Annotated in this window: 16 protein-coding genes; 4 read left to right on the top strand and 12 right to left on the bottom strand. The window is 64.5% G+C overall.

Annotated features, from left to right (window positions below; genetic code table 11):
* Window positions 1-2: 2 nt before the first annotated feature.
* The 10 genes from DW352_RS09360 to DW352_RS09405 all read right to left on the bottom strand — a co-directional run bounded on the left by DW352_RS09360 (window position 3) and on the right by DW352_RS09405 (window position 11,143).
* Entirely contained in the window at window positions 3-1,850 is a 1,848-nt protein-coding gene (locus tag DW352_RS09360; RefSeq protein WP_115690598.1) for a putative porin, read from the bottom strand.
* A 91-nt stretch (window positions 1,851-1,941) separates the two neighbouring features.
* On the bottom strand, window positions 1,942-2,721 hold the full coding sequence (locus DW352_RS09365; RefSeq protein ID WP_115690600.1) for a TonB C-terminal domain-containing protein: 780 nt from the start codon (window positions 2,719-2,721) through the stop codon (window positions 1,942-1,944).
* Window positions 2,718-3,257: a hypothetical protein gene (locus DW352_RS09370; protein WP_115690602.1), complete on the bottom strand. Its 540-nt coding sequence runs from the start codon at window positions 3,255-3,257 to the stop codon at window positions 2,718-2,720. Before DW352_RS09370 ends, DW352_RS09365 begins: the two co-directional genes overlap by 4 nt.
* Window positions 3,258-3,264: 7 nt before the next feature.
* Window positions 3,265-3,669: an ExbD/TolR family protein gene (locus tag DW352_RS09375; protein WP_115690604.1), complete on the bottom strand. Its 405-nt coding sequence runs from the start codon at window positions 3,667-3,669 to the stop codon at window positions 3,265-3,267.
* Window positions 3,670-3,675: 6 nt separating this feature from the next.
* Window positions 3,676-5,724 (bottom strand): DUF2341 domain-containing protein, encoded by a 2,049-nt coding sequence (locus DW352_RS09380; protein WP_115690606.1) that lies wholly within the window; start codon window positions 5,722-5,724, stop codon window positions 3,676-3,678.
* Window positions 5,725-5,744: 20 nt separating this feature from the next.
* Window positions 5,745-7,544 carry a ShlB/FhaC/HecB family hemolysin secretion/activation protein gene (locus DW352_RS09385; RefSeq protein WP_115690607.1) on the bottom strand — a complete coding sequence of 600 codons (1,800 nt, stop codon included), beginning with the start codon at window positions 7,542-7,544 and terminating at the stop codon, window positions 5,745-5,747.
* Window positions 7,545-7,631: 87 nt separating this feature from the next.
* On the bottom strand, window positions 7,632-8,627 hold the full coding sequence (locus tag DW352_RS09390; protein WP_245434384.1) for a FecR family protein: 996 nt from the start codon (window positions 8,625-8,627) through the stop codon (window positions 7,632-7,634).
* A gap of 267 nt (window positions 8,628-8,894) precedes the next feature.
* Complete coding sequence (locus DW352_RS09395) at window positions 8,895-9,437, bottom strand: RNA polymerase sigma factor (RefSeq protein ID WP_162826876.1); 543 nt, start codon at window positions 9,435-9,437, stop codon at window positions 8,895-8,897.
* A 161-nt stretch (window positions 9,438-9,598) separates the two neighbouring features.
* Window positions 9,599-10,333, bottom strand: a complete 735-nt coding sequence (locus tag DW352_RS09400; protein ID WP_115690609.1) for a TonB family protein — start codon at window positions 10,331-10,333, stop codon at window positions 9,599-9,601.
* 9 nt (window positions 10,334-10,342) lie between these two features.
* Complete coding sequence (locus DW352_RS09405) at window positions 10,343-11,143, bottom strand: TonB C-terminal domain-containing protein (protein ID WP_115690610.1); 801 nt, start codon at window positions 11,141-11,143, stop codon at window positions 10,343-10,345.
* 440 nt (window positions 11,144-11,583) lie between these two features.
* Here DW352_RS09405 and DW352_RS09410 point away from each other — a divergent pair, with 440 nt between their 5' ends.
* Window positions 11,584-11,787 carry a hypothetical protein gene (locus DW352_RS09410; protein WP_115690611.1) on the top strand — a complete coding sequence of 68 codons (204 nt, stop codon included), beginning with the start codon at window positions 11,584-11,586 and terminating at the stop codon, window positions 11,785-11,787.
* 24 nt (window positions 11,788-11,811) lie between these two features.
* On the opposite strand, the gene DW352_RS09415 is transcribed toward DW352_RS09410, so the two are convergent.
* Complete coding sequence (locus DW352_RS09415; protein ID WP_115690612.1) at window positions 11,812-12,528, bottom strand: GntR family transcriptional regulator; 717 nt, start codon at window positions 12,526-12,528, stop codon at window positions 11,812-11,814.
* A gap of 72 nt (window positions 12,529-12,600) precedes the next feature.
* On the opposite strand from DW352_RS09415, the gene DW352_RS09420 reads away from it, so the two are divergent.
* The 3 genes from DW352_RS09420 (at window position 12,601) to DW352_RS09430 (ending at window position 15,000) form a co-directional block, all read left to right on the top strand.
* Window positions 12,601-13,179, top strand: coding sequence for an amino acid synthesis family protein (locus tag DW352_RS09420; RefSeq protein WP_115690613.1), 579 nt, complete (start codon window positions 12,601-12,603; stop codon window positions 13,177-13,179).
* Window positions 13,180-13,183: 4 nt separating this feature from the next.
* The gene (locus DW352_RS09425; RefSeq protein ID WP_115690614.1) at window positions 13,184-14,368 is read left to right on the top strand and encodes an amidohydrolase family protein; all 1,185 of its coding nucleotides are present in this window, start codon (window positions 13,184-13,186) and stop codon (window positions 14,366-14,368) included.
* A 98-nt stretch (window positions 14,369-14,466) separates the two neighbouring features.
* Complete coding sequence (locus DW352_RS09430) at window positions 14,467-15,000, top strand: flavin reductase family protein (protein WP_245434385.1); 534 nt, start codon at window positions 14,467-14,469, stop codon at window positions 14,998-15,000.
* 164 nt (window positions 15,001-15,164) lie between these two features.
* Here DW352_RS09430 and DW352_RS09435 read toward each other — a convergent pair whose 3' ends face one another.
* Entirely contained in the window at window positions 15,165-16,643 is a 1,479-nt protein-coding gene (locus DW352_RS09435; protein WP_115690616.1) for a 4-hydroxyphenylacetate 3-hydroxylase family protein, read from the bottom strand.
* Between the last annotated feature and the right edge of the window lie 108 nt (window positions 16,644-16,751).

Consider the following 16,751-nt stretch of genomic DNA (forward strand, 5'->3'; position numbering starts at 1 on the left):
GATCAGAACTTCGCGTTGAGGTCGAGTTGGAACACGTCGACGGCATAAGGTGCACCGGCGATGGCGTTCGCGCTCATCCAGCGGGCGGACGCCCAGACATTCTTGGCGAGGCCGTAATTGCCGCCGACGAAGTAGCCCTTGAGGTTGGTGCCGCCGAGACCGAAGTCGCTGTCGACGAAGGCGTCGATCATCGCATCGGACTCCAGGTACTTGTACCCGACATGGGCGTTCCAATCGCCGAAGCCGGCGATCTTGGTGTTGCCGACGGTCAGGCGCGCCATCCAGCCCGAATTGCCGCCTTCGAATGCGCCGGGCGTGCTGGTGGAGATATCCGGACCGCGGTTGTTAACCGCCACGCCGTTGATCGCGTCTTTGTTGAAGGCGGTGTTCCACACGTATTCGCCATCAATCCGGATGTTGATCGGGTCGAACTGCGCAAGATCAAGACGCGCGGACAGCGTAACGGGACGGAACGCGCTGGCCAGACCGAAGTACTGCGGTTGGGCGTAGACGCCGCCACCCCAACCGGCCGGCGGAACGATATCGCGCAGCGGCATGTAGGTGTTACCCTTCTGCGCGAACGACGGGCGATAGTGATCGGTGTCGCACGCAGTCTGGGTAGAGATGTCACACGGGCTGGAAAGCTGCCCTTGAACATTCGAGAAGTCGTAATACGCGGCACCGAAGGTCAAGCCCACATCCGGCGCGATATTCCAGTTGAAGCCGAGCTGACCGCCGAACAGATACTTGTCGGCACTGTCAAACTTGACCGCCTGGGTCGAGGCGAAATCGAGGCTTGTGTTGAAGATCGGGAACGCGCCGCCGACCACAAAGGGCGTGAACCCCGGCAGCACTTCGTAGGCCGCCTGTCCCGCGATGCCGTCGAAGCCGAGATTGGTGTTCCAGACCAGATCGGTCGGCGACCAGAACGGATTGTCGAAGCGGCCGACATTGATCGCAACCGAGTTCGGGGCGCCGGAAATGCCAGTCAGTTTGGTCAGACCGGGATTCTTGAATGGCTCGAATTTGACGAACGCGCGGTCGAGCCAGATGGCGTATTTCGAAAAGTTGCCGCCCGATCCGCCAAGAGTCTGGTTTCCCGACGTCGGCGCACTGTCCGAACCCGTACCGATGCGCAAACCGGCGGTGAAGCCCTCGTACAGATCCGCCTCCATGCCAAGCCGCGCTCGCAGCCGGAACCGGGTGCGGTCTTGCGTCGTGTTGTAGAGCGGCGGATCCGTCTGCGTCAGAGGCGACACGTCGTAAGGCGAGCCGGTGTTGATCGCATTGAAATCCACGATCTGACCGAGCGAATTATAACCGCCGCCCGGATACCAGATGCCTTCGTAGCGGCCGCGGATGTCGCCGGAGAAGCGGATGCGCGAGGCCCACTCGGGATACATGCCCGGCGACGCCCAGTTTTCCGCCTTGGCCTGCGCCATCACTTCCTTGCGGATATCGTCGCGCAACTGGCGCTTGACGACCTCCGGCACATAGGTGACGCGCTTGCTTCCGGGCGGCGATGCGGCGGCGGCCGCGGCGGTCGCGGCTTTGGCGGCTTCGTCGGCTTTGACGGTCGCGTCGCGCGAGGCTTCGCGCGCGATATAGGCCTCTTCTTCGGCCTGCTTGATCAGCGCCGCGCCCTGCTCTTCCGTGAGCGTGCCTTGCGCGATCAGAAGGTTGACGAGATTGACCGTCGTGCTCGAGGCGACCGCCTTCTTCTTCGACACGGTCGGCCGTTCGGCCTGCTTGCCGCTCCCGTCCTGCGCCACGACCGGCGCCACCGAAACCATCAAGAGCGAGGCCGCGACGAGCGATGTTCCCAAGCGGCGCTTTTTCTTCTTCGACATAGATTCCTTAGCCTCGTTCTTCACTGTTACCGTTCGGGACAGCGGACTGCCCGCGTTGTTGTTCGACCTCACAGTCACCCCCGCATTTGTCTCAACTGGCCTGGCGCATCGTGATGCGCGTGACGATCGGCATCGGCATGTCGGCCGGCGGCGCGCTGCCGAGCGCGTGACCAATGAGTGCCTCGCCGCGTATGACAGCGTCGATTTCAGGATTGCCGGACGAGCCGGTGAGTTGGACGCGGACGATGCGGCCGCTCTGATCGGTCCAAATGCGGACCTGCAGTTGCCCGACGCCGTTGCGCGTCTTTGGATTCGCGCGCAACGCCGCCTCGACCTCGCGCGTCACGACGCCCGTGTAGTAGCCCCAGCGGCTGCCACCGCCGCCACCGCCGCCGAGCAGGCCGCGCCCGCCCGGCTTGCCGGCGAGGTTGAAGCTGTCGCCGGGACCCGTCGGCGCCTGGTCGAGCCCCAACGGACCCGGCGGCGGCTCGTCCGGCGGCGCATCCTTCGGCTCGTCGACCTTGGTGTCTTGCTTGACTTCCTGCTCCGTGATCGGCGGCGCCTCGACCATCTTCTGCTCTTCCGGCTGCGGCTGCTGCTCGGGCGGCGGCGGCGGCGGTGGCGGTGGCGGTGGCGGCGTCACGTTGACGACCGTGAACTCTTGCACCTTGCGCGTTGGCGGCGCGCTGTCGCCGCTGACATACAGCACGACGCCGATGCTGATCAGAAGCACGGCACCGACGCCGGCCAGAATGGCGGCACGATGCTGCTCGAAGAAGCCGGGCTTACCGGCTCCCGCGCTCGCCTGCGCCGCCGACGCGCTGCTCGCGACAGAAGCCTGTTCCGGTGTCGCTTTGCGGCGGGCACTCATGAGAGCCCCCGCATCAAGCTCGCCGCGTCGAGCCGCGCGACGATGTAATGGCGAACGAACTCGGCGATGGAGTCGAGATCGCGCGCTTCCAACGTGATGCGGACGTCGAACACGTCGTTGATGACGACGCGGAAGCCGTTGTGGCAGGCCTCCACATAGGCGGCACTGTCGATCCAAAGGCAGGGTTCGTCGCCGTCTTCGATGCGCAACTGAACAGGCGCGTGGTCCGGCAGACCGAGTGCGACAAACCGCCGATGCAGATCGTCGGCGAGTTGCGTCAGCGGTATCTTCTTGGAACGCGGAAATGCGATCACGGTGCCGTTCTTTCCGACCGGTGTCGTGAAATCCATGAGCCCGGCGGCGTCAAATGTGGGCGACATGTCTTCATGCGCGCTCTTCTGGCACGGCCGCGTGGCCGACACCGAAAGCAATGCCGCGAACCAAGCGCGGATGCGCAACATCACGCCGGCATTGGCCGCGACGGAATCGGCAGCCCGATCGGATGCCGTAAGGATCGATGCAGTCCGCACGGTCATGGCGCGCTCACTTCACCAACGGCTTGGTCGCGAGACCGACTTGGGTGATGTTCAGGCGGCCGAGCAGATCGAGCACGTCCATGACGTTCTGATACTGCGTCTGCGCATCGCCGCGCAGAACCACCGGAAACTCCGGCGTAAGCGCCTTCTGTTGGACCAGCCGCTGCTCCAGCTCGGTGAGCGACACCGGAATGGTGTCGAGGAAGATCTTGCCGTCGTTGCCGACGGTGATCGCCTTGGTGGTCTGCTGCGCCAGAGACGGCGCAGCGGAGGCTTTCGGCAGGTTGACCTTCATCCCCTGCACCGTCGCCGTGGTCATCACGATGAAGATGATCAACAGCACGTATGCGAGGTCGAGCATCGGCGTGACGTTGATATCGTCGTACGGCTTGTTGTCGGCTTGGATCTGCATGGCCGCTTACTCCGCCGCCATGCGGTGATGCTCGAGCGGGCGCGGCCGTTCGACGCTGTAGACCTCGGCCATCTTCGTCGTGAACTCGTCGACGAAGACCTGCATGTCGCTGGTGATGTCTTTGATGCGCAGGGTCAGCCAGTTGTAGCCAAACAGCGCCGGGATCGCGACCGCGAGACCGGCGACGGTCGCCATCAACGCGCCGGCGATGCCGGGAGCGATCGCGTTGATGTTGACGTCGCCCGACATCGCGATGGCGGCGAACGTCACCATGACGCCGACGACGGTGCCGAGCAGGCCGAGGAACGGACCGCCGGAGATCGAGATGGTCAGGATCACCATCAGGCGGTTGAGGCCCTGCATCTCCCGCACGAGGCCGGCATCCAAGGCGGCGCGGATCGCGGCGATGCTTTCCGCGCTGAGCACGTGGCCGGCGGCCTTGGCGTCGCTCGGGAAGCGGCGGGCGATTTCGTCGGCGCCGATCAGATAGATGCGGTAGAGCGAGGAGTGGCGGCGAATGTCCTGCTTGGCCTTGCCGTTCTTCTCGGTCTTCTCGGCGGCAATCACCGCGCTCTCAGTGGCGAGTTCGGTGAGATCGTCCTCGAGCGCGCGGAAGGCGGGCGTGAAGAGTTCGTTGCCGCGCTTCTGGCGCTTGAGAAAGCCATGCTTCTCGACCATCACCACCCAGCTCGCCAGAGCCATGATGATGAGGATGGCGATGACGATCCAACCGTCGAGCGTGACAGCCTTGAGCAGGACGCCGAAGTAGCCCGACAGCCAGCTCGACGTTTCCTCGTCGACGCTGAAGTTGAGGAGCTTGGACGGCGTCGGTCCCTGATTGATCGCGGCGACCTTGATGAAGCCGGCCGGACGCGCCGACTTCGCGATCGACATCTCGTCGAGTTCGCCTACAAAGCCCGGCATCGCCGCGGCAACCGGCGCTGCGGCCGGAGCGGCCGCCGCGGCATCGACGGCAGGCGCGGCAGCGCCGTCCGCGGGCGCGGCCGGAGCAGCGGCACCGTCCTGCGGCGCGGCCGTGCTCTGGTCAGCGGGTGTCGCAGCGGGAACAGCTGCCGGCGCTGCCGGGGCCGCCGCGACGCGGTCGCCGCCGATGAGCGCCGGCGTGTTCAGCGCCGGCAGCGTGGCATTGAGCGTCGCGTAAGCATTGCCGTCGAGATAGACGGTGACGAGACCCGGCGTCGCCACGACGGCGAGATGGTGCCAGCCGCCCGGCGCGACCGGCGCCGAAGCGGTCGTGCGCTGCGGCGTGCCGTTCACGCTGATCTCGACGAAAGGCGCGCCGTCGTCGAGGCCAATGACGAGGCCGTTGCCACGATCGCGACGGCTATAGATGACGGCGTTGCGCTGCAGCGCCGCCGCCTTGAACCAGGTCGTCCAGGTCCAGGCGCTGTTGTCGGCAATCGCCAGCGACGGCGAGGCCGGCAGCGTCACCGGCTGCTGGCCATCGAGGCGCAGACCCGTGCCGATGATCGCGGCATCCGCGGTTTGACCCGCGCTCTGCGCATTATTGGCCCACGCCGAGGAGTCGAGCGCGGGCACGCCGCGCTGCGCGAAGTGATAGACCAGCAGCGTGTCGGCGTCGTACGTGCCCTTCGCGTCGGCGCCGGCCGTCGCTTTGGCATTGCCGTAATAGAGCCAGATGTTGGTCTTGCCGCCCGACTGAACGCTCGGCACGTTCACCCAGATCAGCGCCTCGCCGAGCAGCGAGTCGTACTTCTCGACGTGGAACTTGAGCGGCGTCTTATCGTCGCCGGCGACGAAACGCAGATCGCTACCGTCGTCCTTGGCCGCGGCGAAGCGGAAGTTGCCGACATGCAGGCGCACCAGCAGCGGCGCCGACCCGATCGCTTCGGTGATATTCGCACCGGTCGCGCTCGTGTCGACGCTGATCTCCTTGCGCATCGACCAGTCGTTGTTCCACCAGGCCTGCGCGGCGCCGGTCAAAGCCGTCATCGACAGCAGCGAGGCGAATGCGAGCCGGCTCGCGCGTCGAGCCGCCGCGGCAACTGTCTTCATCGTAGAAGTGCGAAACATGGAAGGCCACCTTTGGGACATCAGAATTCTCCGATCGCGCTGAAGAGGACGCGTTTGTCACGTGCTTGCGTCTCGCCTTGCGACATCATGGGGACTGCCAGAGCGACCATGCCGCTCACGCTGCTGAACAGCTTGAAGCGCGTGCCGACGCCCACGCTCCACAAATCGAAGCGCGCTTGCTGCTCGGGAAGCGGCTGCTGAATGCGGACGGTGCCGGCGTCCACGAAGGCGAAGGCCCGCCACTCGTTGATGACGGTGAAGCGCGCGCTGCCCTGCCCGGTCTCGTCCTTCATCTGAGACTGCAGCCAGGTGCCGACGTCGGGGCTGCGCAACTCGATCGAGCCGGCGACGCCGTCGTCGCCGAGCGTCTCGGATTCGAGATAGCCGCGCACCGTGTCGAGACCGCCGAGGCTGAACTGCTCGCTGGAGAGCAGCGGACCGTTGGCGAGCTGTCCCTTCACGCGGCCGAAGAGCTGTATGCCTTCCGGCAGATCGATAGTCTGGGACAGGTCCGCGTTGAAGTGAACGAAGTTGCTGTCGGCGTAAGCGCGCTTGTTCCAGTAATCGATGAAATCGCTGCCCGGGCCGCGCAGGTTCGCGGTCACGCCCAGATTAAACTGGGTCAGGAAGCTCTCCTGCTGCCACGTGCCGCCGTAGCTCGCCGTGAACGGGTAATAAGTGATCGGTGTCGAGAAGGCGTCGCTACCGAGCGCGACGGTCTGCCCGAAATGCTTGTAGTCGGCGCCGAACGAGAACGAGTGGAAGTAGTTCTCGCGCATCGGCAAGGTGAGGACGAGGCGCGCGCCGACCGTCTCGCCGGGGCCGACGACGTTCATGCCGCCGATGGTCGCGACATCGCTCTTGGAGTCGACGCCGTAGACGAGAAGGCTGGTCCAGTCGGTGAGCCGGCCGAGGTAGGAGAACGACCAGACTTCCGCGTCGCTGCGGCGCTCGGGCGCCACCTGATAGCTGACGCTCAACGAATGGCCGAGCTGCCAGAAGTTGTCGTAACGCGCCGTGGCGCTCACGCGCGTCCGCGTCGTGTTGGGCGACTGCCGGTTGTTGTACTCGACGCTGGCGTGCAGCGGCGGCTTGTCTTCGACGTTCAGGTCGACGTCCACGGTGCCGGGCGCGGCGCCCGCGCGCAGCGCCGGCGTCACGCGGCGATCGGGCCACTGGTTGAGCGCGACGATGTCCTTCGTGACGTCGTTGAAGTTGGGCAGCGTGCCCTCCTTCAGCGACGGCGCATTCTTCTTGATCTTGCTGACGTCGAAGAAGCGCGAGTTGACGACGCGCAGCCGGCCGACCTTGCCTTCGACGACTTTCAGAACAACGACGCGATTGGCGACGTTCTGAGCCGGAACGCCGACGCTGACGGTCTGATAGCCGCGGTCGTGATACGACTTTTCCAGCGCGGCACGCGCCTTCTCGACGTCTTCCGGCGTACGGTTCGGGCCGAGAAACGGATAGACCGCTTCTTCGACATCTATTTGCGCGAGATTGTCGGCGCCATCGACACGAAACTCGTCGATATCGAAACGTTGCGCGGGCGCGGCGGCCGCCGGTTGTCCCGGCGCGGCCGGCGCCGCTTGCGAAGCGCCTGCGGAGTCGGCCTGGGCCGGCTGCGCGGCGGCCGGATTGGCGAATGCCGCAGCGAGGCCGCCAACGGCAAGCCCGAGCGCGAAGAGACGATGCTTTTTAGGTTGAGAAAAAGCGCCTTCACCGCGAAGTACGAAATCCCGTCGCGTCACTACGTCCCCCGAGCCCGAATAACCGCAAGCTCTCGAAGGCGGCAGCGCGGCCGCTTTCGAGAACCTCATGTCTTAAAGACACGCGGTCGACGGCTATTCCGTCAGGCGCGGGGAAAACTTTTTTTACGATTATGAATTGAACGATTAACGGCGCGATCAGCCGAGCAGCACGACGCCGCCGGGAAGCGTGCGCACGCTGGCGCCGAACAGCTCGCGGACCTGAATCGGAAAGTTATCAAGGCGTTCGAGATGAAACGTGCCGCTCATCAAACGCCGGCCGAGGGTCGCATCGGTGATGATGATGCGACCGGGCCGATAGCGATTCACTTCTTCAACCACCGTGGCGAGCGGGCGATCCTGCACGATGAGAAGGCCGTGCTGCCAAGCGGTGGCGGTGTTGGCATCGACGGGCGACGCCAGACCGAGACCGGTAGCGCGCGAGAAATCGACCCGTTTGCCGGAATCAAGCTGAACCAGGCCCTGCTGATACTCCACGTCGACGCGGCCGTCGGTGCAGGTCACCGACAGGCGGCCGTCGATGCAACGCATATCGAAAGACGCCCGGGTCGCGACGACGCGTGCGCCAAGCGATTGCACGATCAACGGGTTTTCACTCGCACGACGCCGCACCGTGATCGCCGCCTGACCGCCGACGAGTTCGATCCGCGGATCGTCGGCGCGCGACGACAATACGGAAACGCTGGTCAGCGTGTTCAACGTTGCCGTCACGCCGCCGACGAGCGCGATATCCTGCCTTTCGCCTTTACGCGTGCGGTAGTCGGCCGAAAGCTCCCGGAGCGAAGGCCACAGATCCATCGGTGGGTCATAGACAAGATAAGCGGAGACAGATGCGGCCACCGCGCCGCCGACGAACATTCGGCGGGACATGCTCCAGCGCGCGGGATTGAGCGCACCAATACGCGACGACCGTTGTTGCTCGAGATGGTCGGCGGCCTGCTTCAGGTCACGCCACAACAGCGCTGCCTGTCGAAAAGCTTCCTCGTGCTCGGAACTCTGCTTGCGCCAGGCTTGCAAAGCCTGCAAATCATCCTGCGTCGCTTCGCCCGAGCGCAGCCGGACGACCCAGGCGATCGCAGCCCGCATCAGCGGATCCTCGGAGGATTCGTCGTGCCCGTTCACAAATGCGCTCACTGACCGCTCAGAATGAAGCGGGATTGACCGGCAAGCGACTGCGCTCGAAATACGGGGCAAAGCCCCCGGAATGTGCAATCCATTCGACCTCCCCCCTCGCATAGGTCGCGGCAAGCGGGCTTCTTAATGCAATAGACACCTGATGACGAGGTATTCCGAATCGATTGCGGAATAAATTATCCCGAACAGCGATGCAAAGGAACGCAAACCCTCAGCAACCATCGCTGCGGCGACCGCGACAGCAACAATGCTAATGGCTTGCGGTACTCAGGCGCGCCGGCGCGGCCCGCTTGCACGGCGCATCACATCGCGGCCGAGGCGATGCGCGCAATGCTCGACGGCTTGTTGCACGGTGCGCTCCACCGTGCGCAGCGAGACGCCGAGTTCGTCGGCGATCTGCGCATAGGGCCTGTTGTTGACCAGGGCCGCCTCGAAAATCTGCCGCGAACGCGTCGGCAGCTCGGCCAGCACCTGCACCAGGGCTTCGACTTCGGATTGGGCTTCGACGGCCTGCGCCGGACTGGGCGACTCGTCGGCGACGTCCAGGATGGCGTCGATCTCCGCCGCCGACGCGCGATAGCGCTCGGCCCGCCGCCGGTTCTTGCCGACATTGAGGGCGGTGCGAAACAGATAGTCCTTGGGGCTTTGCACGACCGTGGTGTTCGGCACGCGCTCGAGATGCGCGAACGTGTCGTGCAGAACCTCGCTGGCGAAGTCCGCGCACCCGAATTTGCGGGCGAGACGCCGCACCAAGCCGTCGTAGTCGGCAGTGAGCACGGCCTGCAAGATACTGCGGTTCGACACACTCACTGAAACTACCCCACTCACATCTGCGCGACGGAAATTGTCCGCGCAGGTGCCCTTAGCCTTGCGTAGCGATCACAAATGACAGCGAGATGACATTGGTATGCGCGCTGAAATCCACGGAAATCTTCCTCGCTATACAGAAACTTAACGCGCGGATCGCGCGGTCACCGCCCGTCGAAGGACACAGGAAGGAGAACCGTGAGCGTATCGGGAAGATCGGGCGGGATCGTCGGCAGCGGTTGCGCGCGCAGGACGGTCTCCGTCGCCGCCTGATCCAGTAGCCAATCGCCCGAGCTTGTCCTCACCCAGGTCTCGATGACGGTACCGTCGCGGCGCATGGCGAACATCACCTGCACCACGCCGCTCATCTGGCCGGAACGCACGCCTGACGGATAGCGGCGGTAGCGCGAGATATGACTGACAAGCACCCGTTGAAAGGCCGTCGCCTCGCCGTTCGGAATGGCCGCGCGCGGCGTCGCCGCCGACGGCGGTTGCGACACGTTCGGCATCGAGGGACGCTCGGCGGGCGCCGGCGTGACCGGGGCAGTCTCCTCGGGAATGGCCCGATCCGGCGCGTCCAGCAACGGGTCGGTTTGCAGGCTGCTGAGCTCTTGTGTCGGACGCAGCGCCACGACGGGTGTGGGTGCCGGCGGCGCTTCCTGCAACAGGCGCACCTCGACGGTCGGCCCGTTGGAGCGGCTCGCCGTCCCTTCGGGCTGCTGGTGAAGCCAATAGACTCCCGCTCCGACCAGAACCGGAACGCTGACGACGATGCCGATCAGCCACCGGCCATCGAACGAGGGAATTGCGACCGTGTGCCGGCTCAGCACCCGCACCGCCTGAGCTTCGACGCTCGCCGGCAGCGGATCGTTTCGGCCTTCGTTCTTTTCACTCGGCACGACGCGAACTCAAAGCGACCTGACAACAATCATGACACGGACCGGCTGCGGCGTGTGCGCCGGTGCCGGTTGCCGAATGACCACACCTTGGAGCGCTTCCGCAACCGCCAAATCGCGTTCGCGGTCGCCTGTCGACCGGAAGACCTGCGTTTTTTGAATCGTACGCGACGGATCGACCCAAAGCTCGAGACCGACGCGATAACTGCCGGACGAGGCTTTGCCGCGCTTGCGCAAAGCCTGTTGCACATCCTGCTGGATGACACCGATATAGCTGGCGAGCGCATTGGGATCCGGCTCGTTCTGCGGCCGCGAGACGTGCAATGTGTCGAGCGCGATATCGGCGGTCGCCCGCTGCAGCTCCGGAGGCTCGTCGCGCTGTGCCTCCGCCGGGTTCAAGAGAATAACGGAATCCGCGCGGGCATAGCGCACGATCAACTCATTCGCACCCAAAAGACCGTGCAGCGCATCCTCACGCGTGTAATCACCTTTTATCGGCGAAGAGCGGCGTCCGACGCTGGAGCCGCTTTTGTAAATGACGTGCACGCCGCTCTGTTCGCTGTAAAGCTCGAGCGCCGTAGCGAGCGATTGCGCGGGAATATCGAAGGCGATGGCCGCGCTTTGGCGTTCACTTTTCTCCTGCGCCATCGTCGCGGAGATAAGAACGCTTGCGCACATCAGACCAACGCAGAACAGGGCCGAGAGACGCCCTCCCCCGCTGGATCGCCGGGACATCGCGATGCCGGGCGCTGTCACAGTCCTCATGACACACACAATCTTGTCTACGCTCGGCCAACACAGCCCAGCCACCATACGCGTCTCGGACCCATGCGAGCATGGAACCCACCCGATTAACACAGATCAAAACGCGGAATTCGAGCTCACGGCAGATTTAGCGGGCCATTATGACAATTTGCCCACATCGTGCATGATAATGCCTTATGTCCGATAATACTTAGCAATTCCTCGCTGATGGCTATCGTATTGAGCAATTGGCAAAATCGATTGCGGCCCTTCATAGATGGCTGCACAGACCGTGTCATATGACATGCCAGATCGCAGTCAGTGCGAAGAGCCGAGCGGAAGAAGGAAATCATCGTTTGTTCGACCTCCCCCACGCGCATACGACTAATTTATCGCTGTTTTGAAGGAGCTGCCCTATGGATGTCAGAATTCTGACATGTAAGAATTAGGCCGGTGAGCGTCCTGCCATCGCATAATGCCCACGATGTTTACGGGCTCTGGGGTCACTTATGTGGATTCCGACCAAGAACGATGCCGTCGAGATGTTTGCCCGCCAGTTCGGCAGACGCTATCGCGGCAGCGCGGTGAAGCGCGCGAGGGAAACGGCCGCCGCCCTCAACGCCAAGGGCGATCACGAAGGCTTTCAGATGTGGAGCGCCGTTGCCGACGTGATCGATCAGTCGCAGCGTCAAGAACCGCGCATCGTATCGTAATCGACGGCCCGTCGCGTCGGCGCCCTACCGCCGGGCGCGGTGGGCGCTCTTTGTGCCACGCTGTGGCTGACACTGTATCGTCGCGCCCGCGTTCTCGATCGCCTGCCGCGCGGCAAGCGAGGCATTCTCGACATGACGCTCGGCCGCGCGGCGCGCCGCATCGGCGTCGCCTTTGACGATCGCCTCGAAGATGGCGCGCATCTCTTGCAGGCTCGATTTCGCGCGATCGCGCCGCGACATCGATTGCGCGCGCAGGAAATTGATGCGCGCCATCAAGCGCCGCAGCAAATCGTCGATCAGCGTGTTGCCGGCGGTTTGCTGAAGCGCGCTGTAAAAGTCGGCGGTCGCCGAGAGGCGCAGCGCGCTATCGCCGCTGCGCACGGCTTTGGCGAAAAGATCGAGTGCGCCGCGCATGCGCGCGACCGCGTCGGGCCCCGCCCGCGACGCGCATAAAGCCGCCGCCTCGCCCTCGAGCAAGGCACGCACGCGGTAGATTTCCGCCGCTTGCTCCCAGCTCAGAACCGGAATCTGCGGGCCCTTGTTGGGGATGATGCTGACGAGCCCCTCCGCCTCGAGACTCCGCAACGCCTCGCGCACCGACGGCCGGCTGACGCCGAGCCGGGCGCACAGATCGGCCTCGACCAGGCGATCGCCCGGCGCGAACACGCCCGCCAGAATGGCGGCGCGCAGTTTTTCCACGGCCTGCTGCAGCACGGAGGTGACGGCGACGCGCATGTCCATAAGGGCATCCTAGCGATTGACAGATTGTCTGACAATCGGGAGGATGCGCCGCCAAGCAGGGAGTAGACCGCGGTGACCATTCATATCCGGCGCAGTTTCGCCATCCTCGAAGAACGTCAGGAAGAGGCCGGCAAACGCGCCGCGCAGCCGTTGCGGCGCGTGGCCGCCGTCGCCGTGGTCGAGAACCCGTTCGCCGGCCGCTACGTCGAAGACCTCAAGCCGATGATCGAAGACAGCGTCGCGCTCGGCCACGAGATGGCCCGGATCGCCCTCGCCGCTTTCGGACCGCACGAGGTGCAGAGCTACGGCAAGGGCGGCATCGTCGGCGTCGCCGGCGAACAGGAGCACGCCAACGCGCTGCTGACCACCGTGTTCGCCAATCCGATCCGCGACGCGATCGGCGGCGGCGACGCCTGGATTTCCTCGTTCACCAAGGTCGGCGGCCCCGGCACGCCGATCGACATCCCGATGAACCACAAGGACGAGGTCTACGTGCGCTCGCACTATGACGGCATGTCGATCGTGCTGCCGGATGCGCCGATGCCCGACGAAGTCGCCGTCATCTTCTGCATCGCCAATCGCGGCCGGCTCAATGCGCGCGTCGGCGGCATGACGCACGAAGAGGTCGTGGCGCGCAAGAAGAAGGGCTGATCCGATGAAGGTCGCGGTCTTCAATATCGGCAAGATCCTCAGCGGCGACCTCGCCGCGCCGGTTGCCACCGGCGATACGATCGTCCTCGACGACGGCAAGATCGTCTCGGTCGGGACCGGCGATGCCGGCGACAGCGATATCGCCATCGACGCCAGCGGCATGATGGTGATGCCCGGCCTCATCGACTCGCATGTGCACATCACCTTCGGCGATTACACGCCGCGACAGAAGACCGTCGGCTTCCTCGAGAGCTACATCCACGGCGGCGTGACGACCTGCATCAGCGCCTCGGAAGTGCACGTGCCGGGCCGCCCGCGCGATCCTGCCGGCGTCAAGGCGCTGGCGATCGCCGCGCGCAAATCGTTCGACACCTACCGGCCGGGCGGCATGCGCGTGCATGCCGGCTCGGTCATTCTCGAGCCGGGCCTTACCGACGCCGACTTCGCCGAGATGCAGGCGCAAGGCGTGTGGCTCGCCAAGGCCGGCTTCGGCAATTTCGCGACGCCGTACGACTACGCGCCCTATGTCGCGCTCGCGCGCAAGCACGGCATGGTGTCGATGATGCACACCGGCGGCTCGTCGATCCCCGGCTCCACCGGCATCTGGGCCGATCACGTGATCAAGGGCGGCGTCGACGTGTCCTATCACGTCAATGGCGGCCCCATCGCCATGCCCGACGCCGACTTTCCGCGCCTCGTCAATGAATCCAAAGTGGCGATGCAGGTGTGCACCGCCGGCAATCTGCGCACGACGCTTCTGGTCGCCAAGCTGCTGGCCGAGGCCGGAGAGAACGAGCGTCTGCTGATCGCCACCGACACCCCGACAGGCAGCGGCATCATGCCGCTCGGCATGCTTTATACGATGAGCCACCTCGTCTCGCTCGGCGGCGTCGCGCCGGAGATCGCGGTTGCGATGGCAACGGGCAACAATGCGCGCGTCTACCGGCTGAACAGCGGCATCATCGCGCCCGGTCGCGACGCCGACCTCGTGCTGGTTGACGCCTGCCTCGGCGGCTCGCAGAGCGACGCCCTCTCCGCCTTACGCAATGGGGACATCATGGGTGTCGGCGCGGTCGTCACCAACGGCGTGCCGCGCTTCGTCGGCCGCAGCCGCAACACGCCGGAAACGACGCGCAAGGCGCGCGTCGCGCATTGCAAGATTCCGCAGAGCTTCACGGCGGATCATTAAAGAACACGCGCGCTCATCTTGCCGCGCCGGCCGATAAAGCGATGTGACATATCTTTTCGGAGAAGGTAATAATCCGGCGAGACAAGGGAGTGCTTGCCGTGAGCTTCGATGACCGGCGTTTCCGCGACGCGTTAGGAGCGTTTCCGACCGGCGTTGCCATTGTGACCGCTGTCACCGAGAGCGGCGAGCGGCTCGGCATGACGGTGAGTTCGTTCAATTCGGTGTCGGTCACGCCGCCCTTGGTTCTGTTCAGCGTCATCCGTCGCGCCAACAGCTTCGCCGCCTGGACCGCCGTCAAACGTTACGCCGTTAACATCCTGTCGGCGCAGCAGGAAGACCTGTCCAACCGCTTTGCCCGCCCGCTCGGCGACAAATGGACCGGTCTGACCGTGCTCGAGGGCGAGACCGGCGTGCCGGTGCTGCCCAATGCGCTCGCCGTGTTCGAATGCGAGTCCTACGCACGCTACGACGGCGGCGATCACGACATCTTCGTCGGCCGCGTCGTCAGCCTGCGCACCACGCCGCATCGGCAAGACCTGCCGCTCATCTTCTTCGGCGGCCGCTATCGCCGGCTTGACGCGAGCTTCCAGGATACGCCGCCGCGCGACGCCAGCATCTTCGAAGGCTGGTGAAGGTGCGCTTCCCCCGGACGCGGCCGTTCGAATAATCCGGCGTGTCATTTCCGGGCGGCCGCCGAAGTGCAGCGAAGGCGGACGAGCCCGGCCTCCGCAATCCGAAGCGTTGCGTATAGATTCCGGGCCCACGCGCCTTCGCGCGTGTCCCGGAATGACAGCAACTAGCCCTGCGCTTTCTTCAGCTCGCTTTGCAGGTCGTAGCCGGCAAGCAGCCCCTCGACGAGGCCGGTGGCGTTGTTCCAATCGAAAGTCCGGAACGAGTGCCCGCAGGTCACGAAGCGCGCGCCGGCATAGAACATTTCATACTGCGTGTGACGCGAGCCGAACTCCGAGCCGATCGCATCCCAGGCCGCCTTCATGAACTTGACCTTGTGTTCGGGATCCATCGATGCCGAGCGCTGCGTCTTCTCGATGATCTTCACCATCTCCGGATTGCCGAAGTCGAGCACCGAGGACGGCAGCATGATCAGCGCGCCGCCGGCGAGCTCGCGCAGCATCTGGATCACCTTGGGGTAGAGGTCCTGCGTGATGACCTGCGCCGAATACATGAAGTGCTTGTTCGGAATCCAGTATTCGCCGTACTGCGACCCCGACGCCTCCATGCCGGACAGCATCGCGTTCACCATGCCGACCTGCGAGGCCAGCATGCCGAGCTGTTCGGCCACCGCCGGAATCTTGGTCGTGCCGATCGCCTCGGTGATGCGGCGCGCGAGGCCCGCGAGGAACGCGATCTTCACCGAGAGCCGGATCTGCGCCTGATAGTTCTGATAGGAGTGGCCGGGCGTGTCGTGGAACTGCGCGCGGCAGGTGTCGGTGTCGCGGTAGACGAAGACCCGATCCCACGGCACCTTCACATCGTCGAAGTACATCAACGCGTCGTTCTCGTCGAAGCGCGACGATATCGGGTTGTCGTAGATCGAAACGGCGTGGTCCTCATAGGACTTGCGCGACAGCACGCGCAGCCCCTTGGCATTCATCGGCAGCGCGCAAGAGAAGGCGAGATCCTCCTCCCCCGGCTTGAGCGGCTGCAGATTCGCGACGAACACCTCGTTGGCCATGATCGAGGAGGTGCCGAGCATCTTGGCACCGCGAATGGTGATGCCGGTCGAATCCTCGTCGACGATGCGCGCCACCAGATCCTCGGCCTGGTCGCCCCAGTCCTTGGCGCGTTCGGCCTGCGGATTGATGATCACGTAAGTGAGGAACAGATCGTTCGCGGTGGCATAGTCCACATAGTCTTCGAAAGCCTTGGCGCGCGCTTCGCTGTGCTTCTTGAACACCTGGATGCCCATGCGCTGGCCGATCAGCGCCGACGCCAAGTGGTCGGGCGAGCGGCCCATGAAGCCGCACGACACGCCGGCCCAGGCCTGCATCGCCTTGCGGCGCTTGACCATCTCGTCGTAGTTGCGCGGCATCTGCCAGGCGCGATTGACGCGGCGGTTCGAACCGTTCGGCTGAAAGGTCATCAGCTCGATGTTCTCAGGCCGCGCTTGAAAGTCGTACAGCGCGCCGGACGACGCAACCGAATTACGAAACGCCTTGTGCGTGGTGACGTCCTCGACAAGCTTGCCGTCGAGATAAACGGTGCGGCCGTCGCGCAGCGATTTGATGTGGTCGGCGCCGGTTTTGACTTCGCTCATGGTCTTCCCATCCTCTTGAACCTGTCGGTCTCGCGCGCATCCGAACATCGTAGCGCGAAGCGGCCGTTTGACGCAGAGACACGCGAAAAGCCCTTGATTCCCGACCTC

Origin of the sequence: Pseudolabrys taiwanensis (assembly GCF_003367395.1) — a bacterium.
In the GTDB taxonomy this organism is placed as follows: Bacteria; Pseudomonadota; Alphaproteobacteria; order Rhizobiales; family Xanthobacteraceae; genus Pseudolabrys; species Pseudolabrys taiwanensis.